Here is an 18,529-nt window from a genome sequence, read left to right as displayed (position 1 = left end):
ATGACAGACACGAACGGCATGACCGACGAAACCGACCGCGCGCAGCGCCTGGCCGAGATCCGCGCACGGATCGCCAAGGCCGCCGAGATCGCCGGTCGCAAGCCTGAGGACGTCGCCTTGATCGCGGTGTCGAAGACTCATCCGGCGGCGGCGATCGAACCCCTGCTCGACCAGGGTCAGCGGATATTCGGCGAGAATCGCGTCCAGGAAGCGGCGGACAAATGGCCATCGCTCAAGGCGCGGTACCCCGACGTCGTCCTGCACCTGATCGGGCAGTTGCAGTCGAACAAGGCGGCCGACGCGGTCGCGCTGTTCGACTGCATTCATGTCGTAGATCGTCCGTCGCTGGTCACCGTACTTGGCAAGGCGATGCGCGAGAGCGGGCGGCGCCCCGACTGCTATCTTCAGGTGAATATCGGTGATGAGCCGCAAAAGGGAGGCTGTGCAATCGCCGACCTGCCCGCGTTGCTCGACGCGGCCCGCGCGGCCGACCTGCCGGTTGCGGGGCTGATGTGCCTGCCCCCCGCGGATGTCGAGCCCGCACCCTATTTCGCGCTGCTGGCAAAGCTTGCGCGCGATTGCGGGCTGTCGGGGCTGAGCATGGGCATGTCCGACGACTTCGAGACCGCGGTGACGATCGGCGCGACGCACGTCCGGATCGGCAGCGCGCTGTTCGGCGCGCGGGGGCATCGCGCATGACCGGCGCAGTCCGGTTCGACGCGCTGCTGTTCGATTTCGACGGGGTGCTGATCGACAGCGAGGCGCTCGGCAACCGTCATATCGCCGAATGGCTGACCGCTGCGGGGCATCCGATCACCCCGGAGGAGTCGATGGCGAACTTCATGGGGCTTGCCGGGCCGCAATTCGTCGACGCGATCGAGCGCTGGATCGACCGGCCGCTGCCCGAGGCGTTCTACGCGGCGCGCAAGGCGGAGGATGACCGCGTGATGGCCGCCGGTATCGAAGCGATCGCGGGTGCGGTCGCCTTCGTCCGCGCCTTGCCGGCCGATCTGCCCAAGGCGATCGTCTCGTCGAGCCCGACCCGCTGGATCGCGCGGCACCTCGACCATATCGGCCTGCGCGACGCGTTCGGCGATCATCTCTACAGCGGCCGCGAGCATGTCACGAACGGCAAGCCTGCGCCTGACCTCTATCTCTACGGTGCCGAGCGGCTCGGCGTCGACATCGGCCGGACCGCGATCCTCGAGGATTCCCCGGTCGGCGCGACCGGCGCGGTGGCCTCGGGCGGCTATGTCATCGGACTGTCGGCGGGGTCGCATTGCGGGCCGGACCACGGCGCGCGGCTGAAGGCGATCGGCGTCGATGCGCTGGCCGACGATTTCGACGCGGTGGCGCGCGTCCTGCGAGAGGGGGCCTAGGCCCGCCGCCTGCGCAGGATCGCGCCGACGCCCGCCACCAGGTCATAGGGGATCGCCGCAGCCTCGCGTGCGCGCATCTTGATCTGGTAGCGGCGGCTGCCGCCATGCGGGACGTGGATCGCGCTGGCGGGCATCCCCAGCATCGCGAACAACATGCGGATGCGCGGCTGGTGATAGCCGTCGGTGCAGATCATGCACTGGGCATACTGCCCCGCGCGGGCGAACCGGGTCGCTGCGACCACGCTTTGCAGCGTATCGAGACTGGCTTCATCGAGGTGGATCCGCGACCGATCGACCGTTTCGGCCAGCCGGTCGGCCATCACCGACGCCTCCGACGGACCATGACGGCCGATCGCGCCCGAACAGAACAGGTCCGCCTCGGTATAGCGCGCCGCCGCCGCTGCCGCGAACGCGATCCGTCGCTCAAGCGTCGGGCTCGGGCTGCCATCCGCGCGCACCGCGGCGCCGAACACGACGATCAGCCGGCGCGAGGGAGGTATATCGATCAAAGCTGATGTCCGGTGCGGTCGCGCTTGGTCGCGAGATAGCGGGCATTGTGCGGATTGGCGGGCAGCGCATGGGGAACGCGCTCCGCCACCGTCACACCAGTCGCCTCGAGTCCGGCGACCTTGGCCGGATTGTTGGTGAGCAACCGGACCCGGTTCTGGCCGAGCAGGCTCAGCATCCGCGCGGCAACGCCGAAATCGCGTGCATCGATCGCGAAGCCCAGCCGGGTATTGGCGTCGACCGTGTCGAACCCCTGATCCTGCAGCGCATAGGCGCGCAGCTTGTTGACCAGGCCGATGCCGCGCCCCTCCTGACGCAGATAGAGCAATATGCCCCAGCCGCTGTGCTGGATCGCGTGAATCGCGGCATGGAGCTGCGGCCCGCAGTCGCATTTGAGGCTGCCGAGCACGTCACCGGTCAGGCATTCACTGTGCAGCCGGACGAGCGGGGCATCGCCGTTCGGCTGCCCGATCAGGAGGGCGATGTGTTCGTCGGCGCTTTCTGGCGAACGGAAGGCGACGATCTCGGCATCCTCCGCACCCTCGACCGGCAAGCGTGCGCGGGTCGCGATGACCAGCCGGGTCGCATCCTCATGCGCATCGATATCGGCGGCGGTCGCGGTCGCCTCAGGCACGCCACTGCCCAGGAAGAAGGCGGGCAACAGCCCGGCGATCCGCGCGAGCCGCAACGCAGCCGCGGCTGCGTCGGGATGGGGGACGGGCAGGGTGCGGAACGGACCCTTGAGCGGCGTCGCGAGGTCGAATTGCGGGTCGGCAAGCGCGGTCGCCGCGGGAAAGTCGATCCAGGGTGCGCGATCGACGAGGACGGGGGCGGTCGGGTCGGCCGCCTCGAGCTGATTGGCGAGCTTCAGTGTCACCGCCCGTCCCGACGAGATCAGCACCCCGCCGGTCGCCGGCGGATCGAATGCCGCGAGTCGGTCCGCGTCCGCCGTCTCGACCGCGAGCAACGTCAGTCCGTCGATCGTGATCGGCCAGCCGCGGCGCAGGGCATCGACCGCGCGGGCTGCAGCGCGCGGATTGGGGCGATCGCTCAAAAGGCGAACTCGGTCAGGATCGGGATATGGTCGGAGGGCTTGAGCCAGCTGCGGCACGGCTCGAAGACGTGATGCGCGATCGCGGCGTCCGCGGCCGCGCCCGTCGCCCACATGTGATCGAGCCGCCGCCCGCGATCGGACGTCGCCCAGTCCTTCGCGCGGTAGCTCCACCAGGTGAACAGCCGCGCGGGGGCGGGATGGAAGCGGCGGCCAAGATCGACCCAGTTTCCCGCGGCCTGGAGCCGGGCCAGCGCCTCGACCTCGACGGGCGTATGGCTGACGACATCGAGCAGCTGCTTGTGGCTCCAGACGTCCGCCTCGAGCGGCGCGATGTTGAAATCGCCGACCAGGATCGTCGGGCCGCTGAGCGTTTCCGACCAGCGCGTCATCCGTTCGAGAAAGTCGAGCTTCTGGCCGAATTTCGGATTGGCGTCGCGGTCGGGGACGTCACCGCCCGCGGGAATATAGACATTCTCCAGCCGCACGCCGTTTTCCAGGCGCACGCCGACGTGGCGGGCTTCGCTGTTCGCCTGCCAGTCGAACCGGTCGTCGGCGACGATCGGCACCTTGCTCAGGATCGCGACGCCGTGATGCATGCGCTGGCCGTGGAGCACGATATGCTCATAGCCGAGCGCGCGGAACGTCTCGAAGGGGAAGTCGTCGTCGACGACCTTGGTTTCCTGGAGGCACAGGATGTCGGGCGCGGCTTCCTTCAGAAACTGCTCGACGATGGCGATCCGGAAGCGGACCGAGTTGATGTTCCAGGAGACGATTTTCACGCGTGCGATGTAGCGCCGCGTGGGGGTGGCGACAAGGATCGCGCGGCGGCGTGCCGATCAACGAAAAGACCCCCGCTCCGGGGGCGTGGAGCGAGGGCCGACTCAGCGTTCGTCACGCAGGCAGACAATGGGGACACCATCCGGGCAACAGGGGGAAAAATCCCGAATGCCCCACATCCGCGACTCAGCCCCTAGCGCCAGGAACCTGTCGCCGGGATGAATGAAACGACAATGCCGTTCATTTTCAGGAGGTGGCCAGGCTCACCGCGTCCGGCGCGGGTCGTTCCACCGGAAGGTGTTGTCGCTGACCGGTCCACCGAATTTCTGCTTGGACAGGCGGATGGTGGTCCGGTTGTTCTGGCTGTCGAGCGCGACCCAGCCCTGCAGCATCAGCCCGCCGGGGGCGGCGGCATCGCGTGCGAAGACTAAAGTGATGCGGCCATATTCGGGGTGCTTGGGGTCGTTCGCCTCGACCGAGACGACGCGGTTGTCATAGCCGGGGACCAGCTTGGCATAGCGCGTGATGTCGCGGCTCGGGTCGAGCAGCACGCCGAGAGGCGAATTCTTGATCGGCCAGCGCTGCACCTGCTTCACCGAATAGTCGATGAAGGTCAGCGCGCCGCCCTCGGCGACGATCAGGATTGGCACGCCCTTCTCATATTGAAACCGCAGCTTGCCCGGCTTCTTGAGCGTCAGCACGCCGGTCAGCACCTTGCCGTTGCGATCCGCCTGCGAAAAATCGGCGGTCATCGTCGTGACCGATTGCAGGTGCTTCTGGACGGCGGCGAGGTCGCCGGTCGCCTGTGCGGCGATCGGTGACGGCACGGCGGCGACCGAGAGGGCGGCGATCGTCGCGATCACCGCGGGGCGGGTGTTGAACATCGAAATCTCCTTGGACGCCGGGCAATGCCGGGCCCGGCTTGAACGGGTTGTGAACTGGGATGCGTGAGGATTGGGCCATCACCGCCAGAGCCTGCGTCATCCTGGGCCTGACCCAGGATCCAGCGCCGCATAGGCCGGGTCTTGGGGCTCTGGACCCCAGCCTTCGCTGGGATGACGGGCAGGGTGTGCTGGACGCCCCCCCTCATGCCCTCAGATCGCATGCCCTTCGGTATCTCGCAGGACCTCGCGGCGTCCGACATGATCGGGCCGGCCGACGATGCCGTCCTTTTCCATCCGCTCGATCAACCGTGCGGCCGAGTTGTAGCCGATCCGCAACTGCCGCTGCAGCCACGAGGTGGACGCCTTTTGCGATTCGCAGACCAGCTGGATGGCGTTGCGATATTGCTGGTCCTCCGCCGAATCCTCGCCGGTCGGCGAGCCTTCGAGCGTGAAGCCGTCCTCGGGCTCCTCGGTCACCGACGAGATGTAATCCGGCAGGCCCTGCGAGCGCCAGTGATCCGCCACCAGCCGGACCTCGTCATCGCTGACGAACGGGCCGTGGACGCGGACGATGCCCTTGCCGCCGGGCATGTAGAGCATGTCGCCCTTGCCGAGCAGTTGTTCGGCACCCTGTTCGCCGAGGATGGTGCGCGAATCGATCTTCGACGTGACGTGGAAGCTGATGCGCGTCGGCAGATTGGCCTTGATGACGCCGGTGATCACGTCGACCGACGGCCGCTGAGTCGCCATGATCAGGTGGATGCCCGCCGCGCGCGCCTTCTGCGCCAATCGCTGGATGAGGAATTCGACCTCCTTGCCCGCGGTCATCATCAGGTCGGCCAGCTCGTCGACGATCACCACGATCTGCGGCAACACGTCATATTCGAGCTTCTCCTCCTCGTACATCGGCGCGCCGGTGTCGGGGTGATAGCCGGTCTGCACCTTCCGACCCAGCGGTTGCCCCTTGGCCTTGGCACCACGCACCTTGTCGTTGAAGCCGGCGAGGCTGCGCACGCCGACGGAGGACATCTGGCGATAGCGATCCTCCATCGTCTCGACCGCCCATTTCAGCGCGCGCACCGCCTTGGCGGGATCGGTCACGACCGGCGACAGCAGATGCGGGATGTCGTCATACATGCTCAGCTCGAGCATCTTCGGATCGATCATGATCATCCGGCACTGGTTCGGCGTCAGCTTGTACAGCAGCGACAGGATCATGCTGTTGAGCCCGACCGACTTGCCCGACCCCGTCGTACCCGCGACCAGCAGATGCGGCATCGGCGCGAGGTCGGCGATCACCGAATCGCCCGCGATGTTCTTGCCCAGGATGATCGGCAGCTGCGCGGCCTGATCCTCGAACGTCTGGCTGCCGACGAGCTCGTGCAGCGACACCGCCTCGCGCCGTGCATTGGGCAGTTCGATGCCGATCACGTTGCGTCCCGGGATCACCGCGACGCGTGCGGAGATCGCCGACATGTTGCGCGCGATATCGTCGGCCAGCGCGATCACGCGGCTCGCCTTGATGCCGGGCGCGGGCTCGAGCTCGTACATCGTCACGACCGGGCCCGGCCGCACCTCGATGATCGATCCCTTGACGTGGAAATCGTCAAGCACGTTCTCCAGCAGCCGCGCGTTGCGTTCAAGCCCGGCCTTGTCGACGACATTGCCCTGGCTCGGCGGCGACGGCGTCAGCAGGTCGACGCTCGGCAGCGTGTAGTTGTCGCGCAGGTCGAGCTGGCGTTCCTTGGGTTTCGCCTGCGACGGCGCGTTCTGGCGGTCGGCGATGACGGGCGCGGGGCGTGGATCGGGTTCGGCGATCGCGCGCGGCTCGACCGGCTTGCGCGTCAGCGTGAGCGGCTCGTCCTCGTCCTCCGGTCCGCCGATATAGCCGTCGGCACCGTCATCATAGCCGAGCGCCGGGATCCGGTTGCGCCGGAAGCGCCACTTGCGCTCGCCCAGATCGATCTCGATGCTCTTGCCCCAGATGATCGCACCCGCGATCGCGGCGACGAGCCCGACGGCGCGCGCCGACCAGAGTTCGGCGACCGGCTGGCCCAGGAAACCAAGACCCCAATGCACCGCATTGGCGACCGACAGGCCGATGATGCCACCCCAGCCTGCAGGAAGGGCGAGCACCGACGCATCGGACACGAAGGCAAGCGCGCTGGCCATCAGCGCGACGCCGAGCGCCGCACCGCGCAGCATCCGTGCCCAGCGTCCGACCGGCAGGTCGCGCCACAGCCGCATCGCGAGGATCGGCCCGACCGGCAGCAGCAGCGCGACGGCGGGGCCGAACAGCGACAGCGCGATATCGGCGAACCACGCGCCCGGCGGGCCGATCAGGTTGGCCGGATAGCCGCCCGACGCGGTGTTCAGCGCCGGATCGCTGGCATGATAGCTGGCCAGCGCCAGCGCCATCAGCAACGTCGCGACGAACAGCGCGATCGCGGCGATCAGCGCGCCGCTGCGCACCGCTCCCGCCTTTACCGTCTCACGCCATAAGGCTGGCTGCGCGCGGCTGGCCATGACCTCAAATCCTTCAATGTGCGAAAATCCGACTTTTCATCGCGCCGGGCGGGTCCGACGTCAAGGCGAGCACGCGACAACACGGGTTAAAGCGACCCCGGATCGTCGTTGGCAGCGGCGGGCGGGCGGGATAGAGCGGCATCATGGACACAGATGTACTCATCCTCGGTGGCGGGCTGGTCGGTGCGACGCTCGCCGTGGCGCTCGACGTGCACGGCATCTCGACGATCGTGATCGATCCGGCGGACCCCGCGGTCACGCTGGCGCCGGGCTTCGATGGCCGGGCTTCGGCCGTCGCGAGCGCGAGCCACCGGATGCTCGATGCGATCGGCGTCGGCGCGACGTTGGCGGGGCAGGGCTGCGCGATCCGCCAGATCCGCGTCAGCGACGGGCTGGAACCGGGCAAGCTCGATTTCGTCCCCGCTGCGGACGACGGCGCGCTGGGCACGATGTACGAGAACAAGCTGCTCCGTCACACGCTGTTCGATGCCGCGAGCGCGGCGGCGCATGTCGACCTGCGGATGATGACGCGCGCGACCGACCTTGACCGCAGTGCCGCGGGGGTGACCGCGACGCTTGATTCGGGTGCGGTGGTCCGCGCGCCGCTGGTCGTCGTGGCCGAGGGGCGCAAGTCGCCGACGCGCGAGGCCGCCGGGATCACGATGGCGCACTGGTCCTATGATCACACCGCGATCATCGCCGCCTTTCATCACGAACGCTCGCATGAGGATGTCGCCTACGAGATCTTCTACGCCAGCGGCCCGTTTGCGCTGCTGCCGCTGCCCGACGATGCGGAGGGGCATCGCTCGGCGATCGTGTGGACGGTCGACACGAAGAACGCCGCGGGGATGCTCAAGATGGGCGACCGCGCCTTCCTCGCCGAGGCGAGCAAGCGCATGGGCGGCTTTCTCGGCGAGCTGTCGACGCTGACGCCGCGCTCCTCCTATCCGCTCGGCTTTCAGCACGCGGCGCGCATTACCGACACGCGGCTGGCGCTGGTCGGTGATGCGGCGCACGGCATCCATCCGATCGCCGGACAGGGGCTCAATCTCGGCTTTCGCGACGTGGCGACGCTCGCCGAGGTGCTGGTCGAGGGCAAACGCCTCGGCCTCGACCTCGGCGACGCGGCGCTGCTCGCGCGTTACCAGCGCTGGCGCGGGCTCGACACGTTCATGACCGCCGCCGCGACCGACACGCTGACCCGGTTGTTCGGCATGCCCGGCAAGACCGCGAGTGCGGTGCGCCGCTTCGGCATCAGCGCGGTCAACGCGCTACCGCCGCTCAAGGATCGCTTCATGGCAGAGGCGCGCGGCGAGAGCGGCGACCTGCCCAAGCTGCTTCAGGGCCTGACGATCTGACCATCACCCGTCCGCGCGATCTGGCGATCGTGCGGGCGGGACAGCAGCATGACGGCGAGCGCGGCGCCGATCAGGCACATCAGCATGTCCCACTGCGTATCCCAGGGGTCGCCCTGCGTGCCGAGAAACGCGTCCGCGCCCTCGCCGAGCGAAACCGCCGCGCCGAATTCGATCAGTTCGTACAACGCGCTGATGGCGAGGCAATAGGCGAGCACGGTGACGGTCAGCACCCGTGGCGACGCGATATGCCGACCCCGGATCAACAGCTCGCGCAGTACGATCGCGGGGACGAACCCCTGAATCAGGTGACCGAACCGGTCATAGGGATTGCGCGCGAGGTGCAGCCAGTCCTGCACCATGAAACCGACCGGGACGCGGGCATAGCTATAGGCGCCACCCAGCGTCAGCACGAAGCCACGAAACGCGATCAGGACCAGCGCCAAAGGGGTGAAGGCGAACCGGTGACGCAGCGCCACCAGGATCGGAAAGGCGATCAGGACGGGCGCCACTTCCATCCACCAGGTGGCGCGGTCGAAGGGCGACCATCCCGATGCCGCGAGCCCGATGCTCCAGGCCACCCCGAGAATGACGAGGCGGCGGTCGGGTTTCGCCATCAGGCGGTTGCGACACCATCGATTGGCCGCGCCTCTTCGACCAGCATCACCGGCACGCCGTCACGGATCGGATAGGCGAGCCCGGCGGCATCGGAGATCAGCTCCTGCGCGGCCTCGTCGTAGCGCAGGGGCGTGCGCGACACCGGACAGACGAGGCGTTCGAGCAGCCAGGGATCGAGCCCGCTCATTGCAGCGTCACCTGTTCGTCGCCGTCGTGTCGCCCGAAAAACTGCATCAGCTGGATGATCAGTTCGGCGCGCGTTTCGATGTCGGGGGCCTCGAGCAGCGCCTGCTTGGCGGCGGAATCGAACGGGGCGATCTGCGCAATACCGTTGACCAGGCTCTCGTCGTCGAGCCGCGCGACCGCGTCCCAGTCGACCGCATAGCCCTGCACGTCGGCGAAGCGGCGTGATTCGAGTTCGAGCGACGAGCGTCGGCCGAGCGACAGCGTGTCATCCTCGATCACCGGCAGCAGTTCGGCCTCGACCTGGCGGAAAGGCGTGGTGACATCGAGTTCGCGGACGATGCGGAACATTGCGACGCCCTCCAGCACGACATTGTACCGCCCGTCCTCCAGCGCCTCGACTTCGGCGATCTTGCCGACGCAGCCCAGCGCGTAGAGCTCTCCATCATCGCCGCGCGGCTGGATCATGCCGATCCGCCGATCGCGCGCCATCGCATCGCTGATCATCGCCCGATAGCGCGGCTCGAACAGGTGCAGCGGCAACTGCATGCCCGGGAAGAGCAGCGCGCCGGGCAGGGGGAAGATGGAGAGCCGGGTCGTCATCCGAACAGGATCGCAGACAGGCGCCGCCGCTGTCCAGAGACCCAGGGATCCTCGAGGCCCACCACCTCGAACAATTTAAGCAGCTGCGTCCGCGCGGCGCTCTCGTTCCAGTCGCGATCCGCGGCGATGATGGCGAGGAAGCTGTCCGCGGCGGCATCGCGGTCGTTCGCCGCCATCTGGCCGTTTGCGAGTGCGAAGCGCGCGGCCAAATCGTCTGGTGCTGCCTCGACCGCGGCGATCAGTGGCGACAGGTCGGCGACCGGGGGTGCGGACTGGGCCAGCGCCAGCGCGGCCTGCGCGCGGTGGATCGCCGGATCCTTGGCGATCGCGGGGTCTAGGTTCGCAAGCCAGTCGGCCGCCTCATCGAGCTGCCCGGTCAGGACGAGCGCGCGGACGAAGCCGGCATGGACCGCGGGGTGCTCGGGCGCCATGTCGGCGATCTGGCGGAAGATCCCCAGCGCACGCTCCCCATCACCATCGGCAAGAACCTCCTCACCCATCGCGATCAGCGGTTCGATGTCGGGGGCGTCGGTATTGGCCTCCGCTTCGATCGGCAGCTGCTTGAGCAACTGATCGAGGATCACGCGCAGCTGCGAATCGGTGCGCGCGCTGGTCATGTCGGCGACCAGCTGCCCCTGGTACATCGCATAGACGGTCGGGATCGACTTGATCTGGAATTGCGCGGCAATGAACTGGTTCTTGTCGGTATCGACCTTCGCCAGCACGACACCCGTGTCCGCATAATCCGCGGCGACCTTTTCGAGCGTCGGCCCGAGCGCCTTGCACGGCCCGCACCATTCCGCCCAGAAGTCGATGATCACGAGTTTCGTCATCGACGGTTCGACGACATCGCGACGGAACGCCTCGACGGCGTCCTTCTCGGCAGGCGACATTCCAAGCGTGGCCAACATACACTCCCGTATTGAACTCTGCGCTATCTGGGGCGGCGGCGCGGTGATTGCCACCATCTTACCGACACTCTCAATGGAAGTCGCGCGACTTGGGCAGGACACGCACGTCCCGGGGATGCTGCGCGCGCGAGGGTTGCGACAGCGACGTCCGTGAATCCGGACTGCGTGTCGGGACGGATCGGATCACTTCGTCTGCGCGGCAAAATGGCGCGTCGAGTGCATGGTCCTCGGACAGGAACCGGAGCATCGCGCTGCGATCCTGGACGCGCGATGCGATCAGATGCGTGACGCCCTCCTCGCTGCGCTGGATCACCCCTTCGAGAACCATCAGCCGCGAGGCCATCACCGCGCGGCGATTCGCCTCGAAATCGCGCGCCCAGATCAGCCCGTTGGTGACGCCGGTCTCGTCCTCGATCGTCACGAAGATCGCATTGCCCTTGCCCGGGCGCTGGCGGACGAGGACGATGCCCGCGACCCTGGCGCGCCGGCCATCCCGGGTGGCACAGGCCTGCGCGCTCGACAGGATCCCCTCGGCGGCGAAGCGATCGCGCAGGAACGCCATCGGATGCGCCTTCAGCGACAGGCCGGTCGTCTGGTAATCCGCGGCGACCTGTTCGGACAGGGGCATCGCGGGAAGCTGCGCATCGGGTTCGACGCCCAGCTCGGGCACATCGGCGGCGGCGAACAGCGCGAGCTGCCTGGGCGGGGTGCGGCGAACGTCCCACAGCGCCTCGCGACGGTCCTTGGCGAGCGAGCGGAACGCATCCGCATCGGCGAGCAGGTTCATCGCGCGCTGCGGCAGGTCGGCGCGGCGGGCAAGGTCCTCGATCCCGGTAAAGCGCGCGAGCGTGCGCGCCGCGACAAGATTGTGCGCCCATTCCGCGCGGAACCCGTCGACCTGCCGAAAGCCGAGGCGCAACGCCTCCTGCCCGGCCGTGGTGCCGGCTTCGAGGCCATTGTCCCACAGGCTCGCGTTCACGTCGACGGGCAGCACGGTCACCCCGTGTTCGACCGCGTCGCGCACCAGCTGTGCCGGGGCGTAGAACCCCATGGGCTGCGAATTGAGCAGCGCGCAGGTGAACACCGCGGGGTGAAAGCATTTGATCCACGACGAGACATAGACCAGCCGCGCGAACGACAGCGCATGGCTTTCGGGAAAGCCGTAGGATCCGAACCCCTCAATCTGTTTGAAACAGCGTTCGGCGAACTCCGCCTCATAGCCACGACGGACCATGCCGCCGATCAGCTTGGCCTGGAAGTTATCCATGCCGCCGACCTTGCGGAACGTCGCCATCGACTTGCGCAACTGGTTCGCTTCGCCCGGCGTGAACCCGGCCGCGACGATCGCCAGCTTCATCGCCTGTTCCTGGAACAGCGGCACGCCATAGGTGAAGCGGAGCAGCTGCTGCAGTTCGTCGGGCGGGCCGAAACGCGGGTGGGGCGAGGGGAAGTCGACCTTCTCCTTGCCGCTGCGGCGGCGGAGATAGGGATGGACCATGTCGCCCTCGATCGGTCCAGGGCGGACGATCGCGACCTGTACGACCAGATCATAGAGTTTGCGCGGACGCAGCCGCGGCAACATGTTGATCTGCGCGCGGCTTTCGACCTGGAACACGCCGATGCTGTCGCCCCTGCACAGCATGTCATAGACACGGTCGTCCTCGGCGACGGCAATCGTGTCGAGCAGGTGATCGCCGTGGCCATGCTCGCGCATCAGGTCGAAACTCTTGCGGATGCAGGTCAGCATGCCGAGCGCGAGGATATCGACCTTCATCAGCCCCAGCGCGTCGATATCGTCCTTGTCCCATTCGATGAAGGTGCGGTCCGCCATCGCGCCGTTATGGATCGGCACCATTTCGTCGAGCCGCCCCTGCGTCAGCACGAACCCGCCGACATGCTGCGACAGATGCCGCGGAAATTCGAGCAGCCGGTCGACCATCTCGCGAAGCCGCGCGATCTCGGGATTGTCGGGATCGAACCCGGTTTCGGTGAAGCGGCGTTCGTCGAACCGGCTCGAAAAACTGCCCCAGACCGTGCTCGTCAGTTTCTGAGTCACGTCTTCGGTCAGGCCCAGTGCCTTGCCGACCTCGCGCACCGTGCTCTTGGGGCGATAATGGATCACCGTCGCAGCGATCGCCGCGCGGTCGCGGCCATAGCGGCGATAGATATACTGCATCACCTCCTCGCGCCGCTCATGCTCGAAATCGACGTCGATATCGGGGGGCTCGTCGCGTTCGCTGGAGACGAAGCGCGAGAAGAGCAGGTCGTATTTCATCGGATCGACCGAGGTGACGCCGAGCAGATAGCAGACCACCGAATTGGCCGCCGAGCCGCGCCCCTGACACAGGATCGGCGGGTCGCAGCTGCGCGCAAATCGGACGATGTCGGAGACGGTCAGGAAGTAATAGGCGTAGTTCTTCTCGCGGATCAGCGTGAACTCCTCGTGGAGCAGCGCCAGCATCCTGTCGGGTACGCGGTCGTCATAGCGTTCGAGCGCGGTCTGCCAGACGAGATGCTCCAGCCAGTCCTGCGCCTCCCATCCCGGCGGAACAGGCTCGTGCGGATATTCGTAGCGCAGGTCGTCGAGCGAGAACGCGATCCGCGCCATCAGGCGGGCGCTTTGCCCCACCGCATCGGGACGATCGCGGAACAGCCGCGCCATCTCGTCTGTGTCCTTCAGATGGCGTTCGCCATTGGCGGCGAGCAGGCGACCGGCCTTGTGGATGCTGGTGCCCTCGCGGATGCAGGTGACGATGTCGTGCAGGTCGCGGTCGTCGGGATAGGCATAAAGCGCGTCGGTGGTCGCGAGCACGGGTATGCCCGCGGCGTCGGCGAGCCGCGCCAGCCGTGCCAGCCGCCGCCGATCGCGTCCGCCGCGCGGCATCGTCACGCCGAGCCAGACACAGTCCGCCCCCAGCCGCTTCACCGCGTGGAGGACGCTCGACAGGTCGCGGTCGCGGCGTTCGGGCAGCATGTCACCGTCGGGCAGCGGCGATACGGCCGTTGCGCCTCGTGCGCTGCTCTCGGGCATCACCACCAGCATCATGTCGGCATGATGCGCGATCAGGTCGCCGAGCCCGAGGATGCAGCCCCCTTTCTCGGCGCGTCGGTTGCCGACCGTCAGCAAACGGGTTAGGCGCCCCCAGCCACGCCGGGTCGAGGGATAGGCGACGATGTCGGGGGTCCCGTCCTCGAACACCAGCCGCGCCCCGACGATCAGCCTGAAGTCGATCGGCGGCAGCATCATCCCCAGCAGTCCGTCTTTGGCCTTCTTCAGCGCCTGGTGCGCGCGGACCACGCCGGCGACGGTGTTGCGGTCGGCGATGCCGATGCCGCCAAGGCCCAGCTCGACCGCGCGACCGACCATGGTTCCGGCATCGCTCGCGCCGTCGAGGAACGAGAAATTGGTCGCCGCAACGAGTTCGGCAAAGGCGGAATCGGCAAAGGCGGTCATGGCGCGGTCATGCGAAGACGCCGTGGAGATACCAGCGCGGGGTCTCGACCTCCGAATACAGGCCGTGCCGGAAGATCCAGAAGCGGCGGCCGCGGCGATCCTCGACGCGGTAGTAATCGCGCGTCGGAATGTCCTGACGCCGCCACCATTCGCCTGCGATCCGTTCGGGGCCTTCGCTGTGCGCGACGTCGTGGACGGTGCGGCGCCAGCGGAACCGGTGCGGCGGACCGTCCGGGACCTCGGCCATCATCGATTCGATCGGGTGCGGGGGATCGAACAGATAGATCGGGCGCAGCGGCGGTTCGCCCGATTCGGGCGCGGTCCACGGCGCCGGGCGCGCACTGACCGCGGCGACGTCCGCCGCCGACAGCATCAGTTCGGCCTGTTCGGGAATATGGCTGTCGCGCGCCGCGAACCGCCTTACCCGTGCCCGACCGAGCCGCGTGCCGAGCTGGTCGACGAGTTGCGCCACGTTCCGGTTCTGGCCGTCCCGGTCCTGACCGTCTCCCTTGTGCCCGCCCTCCAGTTTCAGTTGCGTCGCATCCAGCCGTTCGGCGAGCGCGATGTCGAGGCGGATCAGGTCATAGCCGAAGCCGGGGTCCAGCGGATCGGCGAGACTGTCGATCCGCTCGCGGAACAGCCGCATCAGCACGGCGACGTCGCGGGTCGGCTGACCCGTCTCGATCCGCAACCGCTGGACAAGCCCATCGGCGCGAAACAGCCGCGCCTCCCAGCGCCTGCCACCCTCATGGCGTTCGGCGAGCTGGATCCCGGCCTCGGTCGCAAGCTCGGACAGGATCTCGAGCGCATAGTCGGTGCGCGCGATCGGCTCGGCAAAGCGGCGTTCGACGCCAATCCTCGCAACCGTCTGCCGCGGCACGATCGGCCCTTTCACCGATCCGTCGAGCCTGCGGATCATCATCGCGGCGTCTTCGCCGAATCGCGCCGCGATCACGCTGAGCGGGCGTGCCATCACGTCGCCCACCGTCTTCAACCCGGCGCGCGACAAGGCGGTCGTCGCATCGTCATCGAGGCCGAGTGCTGCGACCGGCAGGCGCTTCACCGCGCGGCGTTCGTCGGGGGCAGGCGCCCCGGCGAACCGCGCGAGCGCCCGCGCGGTATCCGGCGTGTCGCCAAAGGCATGTCGCACCAGCAGGCCGCGGCGGGCCAGCCGTTCCTCGAGATCGGCGGCAAGCCGGCGCTCACCCTCGAATTCATGGACACAGCCCGCGATGTCGAGGATCAACCCGTCCGGGGCATCGAGCGCGACCGACGGGGTATAGCGCTGACATCCGTCCGCCAGCCGCTCGAGCCATTCGTGATCGGCATGCGGATCATGCTGATAGGTTTCCAGTCCAGGCACGCGCGCCCGTGCATCGGCAAGCGTCAACCCGGGTTCGAGCCCGGCGCGAAGCGCTTCGCGGTCGAGCGACTTGAGCCGTACCCCGCCCGCAACCGTCTCGACGAACGCGATCGGTGCCTCAGCCCGTCCGACGAACAGATGGGGGCGCATCGTCCGCAGCCGCTCGATCGGCAACCATGGGAATACCAGCGCCAGATAGCGGCACGGTATCGATGCCGGTTTCAATGTCGGGTTGGGGGAGGGCTTGTTCGAAGTCATACGCGTCACGATTCCACTCCACGCGCCAGCGCAGGCCGGCCTGGCCTCCGCGTCGACGCAGCAATTCGATATCGAAGGCCGGCTTGCCCGGGGCGTCCGCGTCCAGCGGTTGCGACCGGCACGATGTCACCTGCCAGCGCGTCGCAGCGGCGCTGGGCACGGGGGCCGCATCGATCCTGAGGCTGAGTATGGTCACGCCCGAGGTTTCGGCGGCCAGCATCAGCCGACGCGTCGCCGTCAGATCGATGCTCGCCGCCCGACCCCAGGATTCGATGACCAGCGTTCCCAGCCCCTGGCATCGTGCGGCATCCGCGGCGGTGCGCAACAGGCTGGCCTCGTCATCGACCAGCGCGAGGACCAGCGACGAGACGTCGAGACCCATTTCCACCAGACCGTTTGCGTGGAGTCGCCCGCCCTGGCGTTCGCTCGCCTCGGTGCGCAGCCACAATAACGGCACCGCTCGCGCGGCCAGAGTTGTCGCGACCGCGAAACCCGCGGCGCTTGCCGAATCGTCGACTGACGCGAAGATCTCGTGCAGCTGCGCCTTGGCCATGCCCTCGGTCATCCAGGCCTCGACCGCCCGGCCATCGCGCTGCGATGGCAGGCCGGTCGTCGCGATCCGCTTGAGGCGGGCGATCAGGGCGGTCGAGTCGTTCACAATTGTTCTTGTAATGTTCTATTGGGGGAGTCGCCAAGGACATTCTTCGCGATGGTCGCTGCAAATTTTGCAAAGAAGGCGCTTGCCGGATCCGAAACCCCGGGCTAATAGCGCGCCTCACCCCGCCACCGTGTCGTTACAGACCGGCGGCACAGGCGCCAGAGCGGGCGTAGCTCAGGGGTAGAGCACAACCTTGCCAAGGTTGGGGTCGAGGGTTCGAATCCCTTCGCCCGCTCCAGTCGCTGCCTTGAACGGCAGCGGCTTTCGCCGATCGGGTGATTCCAAACCTCCACGGTAAACTCCCAGATGGCATCACGCCATACGTACGGCATGCTTGATCTATGTATGCTCGACGATGACGATTTGTTGAGGCGGACCTGACCGATAGCGGCGCCGCGTTGCTATAAATTGGTCATCTACCGCTATATTCGGAGCCGTCCGTGTCCGTTGACCAAGTTTCGTCGCGTCTCGCATTCATGGAAATGGAAGCCGATCAGCAGGCGACCGTCGCCGCCGTCCGGCCTTTGATCGAATCCCTGATCGGCGGCGCGCTCGACAAATTCTACGACCGGGTCCGCAATCAACCCGAAACCTCGCCCTTCTTCCGCGATGCCGGCCACATGACTTCGGCCAAGTCGGCTCAGGCCAAGCACTGGATGAACATCGCGCGAGGCCAGTTCGACGCGAGCTTCTATGACAGCGTACGGCGGATCGGGACCGTTCACGCGCGGATCGGGCTCGAGCCGCGATGGTATGTCGGCGCCTATGCGCTCGTTCTCGAAAATCTGCTTGAGGGGATCGGCCGCCACTACAGCCCCTGGCGGCGGCTGGTGAAGGGGCTCCGCCCGCCGAGCGCGACCGATGCCAGCATCGCGATCGTCAAGGCGGCGCTGCTCGACATGGAATTGTCGCTGTCGGTGTATTTCGAGGAAGCCCAGGTCGAACGCAACGCGGCGATCACGACCATGGGCAAGGCGCTGAACGCGCTCGCCGCCGGGGATCTGTCGACGACGCTGACGGGGCTCCCGGCCAGCTTCGCGCCGCTCGAGGACAGCTATAACGACGCGCTTAACCAGTTGCGCACCCTGATCGGCGCGGTGTCCGAAAGCGCCACCGCGATCCGCACCGGATCCAACGAGATCGCGCAGGCGTCGGAGGATCTTGCCCGCCGGACCGAGAGCAATGCCGCTTCTCTAGAGGAGACTGCCGCGTCGGTGACTCAGATGGATGGCCGGCTTCGCGCCTCCGTGACCGCGGCCGGCCAGACGGTCGAACGTGCCGATCAGGCGATCGCGACGGTCGGGGGCGGTCGTACGGTGGCGGATCTGGCGGTACAGGCGATGGGCCGCGTATCGGACAGCGCCAAGGGCATCGACAGCGTGATCGAGGGGCTGGACAAGATCGCCTTCCAGACGCGCGTCCTGGCGATGAACGCCGCGGTCGAGGCGGGAAGGGCCGGCGATGCGGGTCGCGGATTCGCGGTCGTGGCCGATCTGGTATCCGCGCTCGCGATGCGTGCGGAGGAAGAGGCCAAGCGCGCGCGCGATCAGCTGACGGTGACGCAGACCGACATCGTCACCGCGGTCGATGCGGTGACGAAGGTCGATGGCGCGCTCGCGGCGATATCGGACGACGTGGCGCAGGTTCACGCCCTGCTCGCCACCATGGCGCGGGACAATCAGGCCCAGTCGGTCGCGATCACCGAGATTTCCGCGACGATCGGGACGATGGACCAGACGACGCAGCAAAATGCCGCGATGGTGGAGGAAACGTCGGCGGCGGCGCGCAACCTAGCCGCCGAGGTGGGCACGCTGGCCGACCAGGCCCGACGGTTCCGCACCGGCGACTCCCGCGCTGGCAGACCGCCGGTCGCATCTCCGAAACAGGATTATGGCCAGCCCGAAAGCTATACGTCGCCGGTCAAGCCGCTGCCGCCAGCCGCAATCCCGGCGATGGTTCGCCACGAGGACGACTGGAACTCCTTCTGACGCCCGAAAGC

The 18,529-nt window shown here is 67.3% G+C and carries 16 protein-coding genes and 1 tRNA gene; 5 read left to right on the top strand and 12 right to left on the bottom strand.

The window, feature by feature from the left end; genetic code table 11:
- The gene (locus FHY04_RS07105; protein WP_260171377.1) at window positions 1-699 is read left to right on the top strand and encodes a YggS family pyridoxal phosphate-dependent enzyme; all 699 of its coding nucleotides are present in this window, start codon (window positions 1-3) and stop codon (window positions 697-699) included.
- Window positions 696-1,379 carry an HAD family phosphatase gene (locus FHY04_RS07100; RefSeq protein WP_183935960.1) on the top strand — a complete coding sequence of 228 codons (684 nt, stop codon included), beginning with the start codon at window positions 696-698 and terminating at the stop codon, window positions 1,377-1,379. The genes FHY04_RS07105 and FHY04_RS07100 overlap by 4 nt, the downstream gene beginning before the upstream one ends.
- On the opposite strand, the gene FHY04_RS07095 is transcribed toward FHY04_RS07100, so the two are convergent.
- From FHY04_RS07095 to FHY04_RS07075, 5 genes are all read right to left on the bottom strand, one after another.
- Window positions 1,376-1,888: a YdcF family protein gene (locus FHY04_RS07095; RefSeq protein ID WP_051916637.1), complete on the bottom strand. Its 513-nt coding sequence runs from the start codon at window positions 1,886-1,888 to the stop codon at window positions 1,376-1,378. The two genes, FHY04_RS07100 and FHY04_RS07095, sit on opposite strands and share 4 nt — an antisense overlap.
- Window positions 1,885-2,940: a GTP cyclohydrolase II gene (gene ribA, locus FHY04_RS07090; RefSeq protein ID WP_260171376.1), complete on the bottom strand. Its 1,056-nt coding sequence runs from the start codon at window positions 2,938-2,940 to the stop codon at window positions 1,885-1,887. The genes FHY04_RS07095 and ribA overlap by 4 nt, the downstream gene beginning before the upstream one ends.
- A complete protein-coding gene (locus FHY04_RS07085) occupies window positions 2,937-3,719 on the bottom strand; it encodes an exodeoxyribonuclease III (protein ID WP_056406626.1) in 783 nt (260 codons plus the stop codon). The genes ribA and FHY04_RS07085 overlap by 4 nt, the downstream gene beginning before the upstream one ends.
- 261 nt (window positions 3,720-3,980) lie before the next feature.
- Entirely contained in the window at window positions 3,981-4,601 is a 621-nt protein-coding gene (locus tag FHY04_RS07080; protein ID WP_031395416.1) for an outer membrane lipoprotein carrier protein LolA, read from the bottom strand.
- Between the two features lie 210 nt (window positions 4,602-4,811).
- Window positions 4,812-7,127, bottom strand: coding sequence for a DNA translocase FtsK (locus FHY04_RS07075; RefSeq protein WP_183935959.1), 2,316 nt, complete (start codon window positions 7,125-7,127; stop codon window positions 4,812-4,814).
- Between the two features lie 143 nt (window positions 7,128-7,270).
- Between FHY04_RS07075 and FHY04_RS07070 the strand changes: the two genes are divergently transcribed.
- Entirely contained in the window at window positions 7,271-8,485 is a 1,215-nt protein-coding gene (locus tag FHY04_RS07070; RefSeq protein ID WP_107931099.1) for a UbiH/UbiF/VisC/COQ6 family ubiquinone biosynthesis hydroxylase, read from the top strand.
- Here the strand turns inward: FHY04_RS07070 and FHY04_RS07065 are convergent.
- From FHY04_RS07065 to FHY04_RS22490, 7 genes are all read right to left on the bottom strand, one after another.
- On the bottom strand, window positions 8,467-9,099 hold the full coding sequence (locus FHY04_RS07065; RefSeq protein WP_183935958.1) for a DUF2238 domain-containing protein: 633 nt from the start codon (window positions 9,097-9,099) through the stop codon (window positions 8,467-8,469). The two genes, FHY04_RS07070 and FHY04_RS07065, sit on opposite strands and share 19 nt — an antisense overlap.
- Complete coding sequence (locus FHY04_RS07060) at window positions 9,099-9,287, bottom strand: Trm112 family protein (protein ID WP_056406620.1); 189 nt, start codon at window positions 9,285-9,287, stop codon at window positions 9,099-9,101. Before FHY04_RS07060 ends, FHY04_RS07065 begins: the two co-directional genes overlap by 1 nt.
- On the bottom strand, window positions 9,284-9,886 hold the full coding sequence (locus FHY04_RS07055) for an LON peptidase substrate-binding domain-containing protein (RefSeq protein ID WP_031395355.1): 603 nt from the start codon (window positions 9,884-9,886) through the stop codon (window positions 9,284-9,286). Before FHY04_RS07055 ends, FHY04_RS07060 begins: the two co-directional genes overlap by 4 nt.
- The gene (locus FHY04_RS07050; protein WP_183936169.1) at window positions 9,883-10,779 is read right to left on the bottom strand and encodes a tetratricopeptide repeat protein; all 897 of its coding nucleotides are present in this window, start codon (window positions 10,777-10,779) and stop codon (window positions 9,883-9,885) included. Before FHY04_RS07050 ends, FHY04_RS07055 begins: the two co-directional genes overlap by 4 nt.
- Window positions 10,780-10,867: 88 nt before the next feature.
- Entirely contained in the window at window positions 10,868-14,251 is a 3,384-nt protein-coding gene (locus FHY04_RS07045) for an error-prone DNA polymerase (protein WP_183935957.1), read from the bottom strand.
- A gap of 7 nt (window positions 14,252-14,258) precedes the next feature.
- Entirely contained in the window at window positions 14,259-15,764 is a 1,506-nt protein-coding gene (locus FHY04_RS07040; protein ID WP_260171412.1) for a DNA polymerase Y family protein, read from the bottom strand.
- Window positions 15,733-16,530: an ImuA family protein gene (locus tag FHY04_RS22490; protein WP_183935956.1), complete on the bottom strand. Its 798-nt coding sequence runs from the start codon at window positions 16,528-16,530 to the stop codon at window positions 15,733-15,735. The genes FHY04_RS07040 and FHY04_RS22490 overlap by 32 nt, the downstream gene beginning before the upstream one ends.
- Window positions 16,531-16,693: 163 nt before the next feature.
- Here FHY04_RS22490 and FHY04_RS07030 point away from each other — a divergent pair.
- Together FHY04_RS07030 and FHY04_RS07025 are read left to right on the top strand one after the other, a co-directional pair.
- Window positions 16,694-16,768: transfer RNA gene (locus FHY04_RS07030), tRNA-Gly, on the top strand.
- A gap of 238 nt (window positions 16,769-17,006) precedes the next feature.
- Window positions 17,007-18,518, top strand: coding sequence for a globin-coupled sensor protein (locus FHY04_RS07025; protein ID WP_183936167.1), 1,512 nt, complete (start codon window positions 17,007-17,009; stop codon window positions 18,516-18,518).
- Window positions 18,519-18,529: the final 11 nt, after the last annotated feature.

It is taken from the genome of Sphingomonas sp. BK481 (genome assembly GCF_014194875.1).
Taxonomy (GTDB): domain Bacteria; phylum Pseudomonadota; class Alphaproteobacteria; order Sphingomonadales; family Sphingomonadaceae; genus Sphingomonas; species Sphingomonas aerolata.
This window is presented reverse-complemented; position numbering and strand designations above follow the sequence as displayed.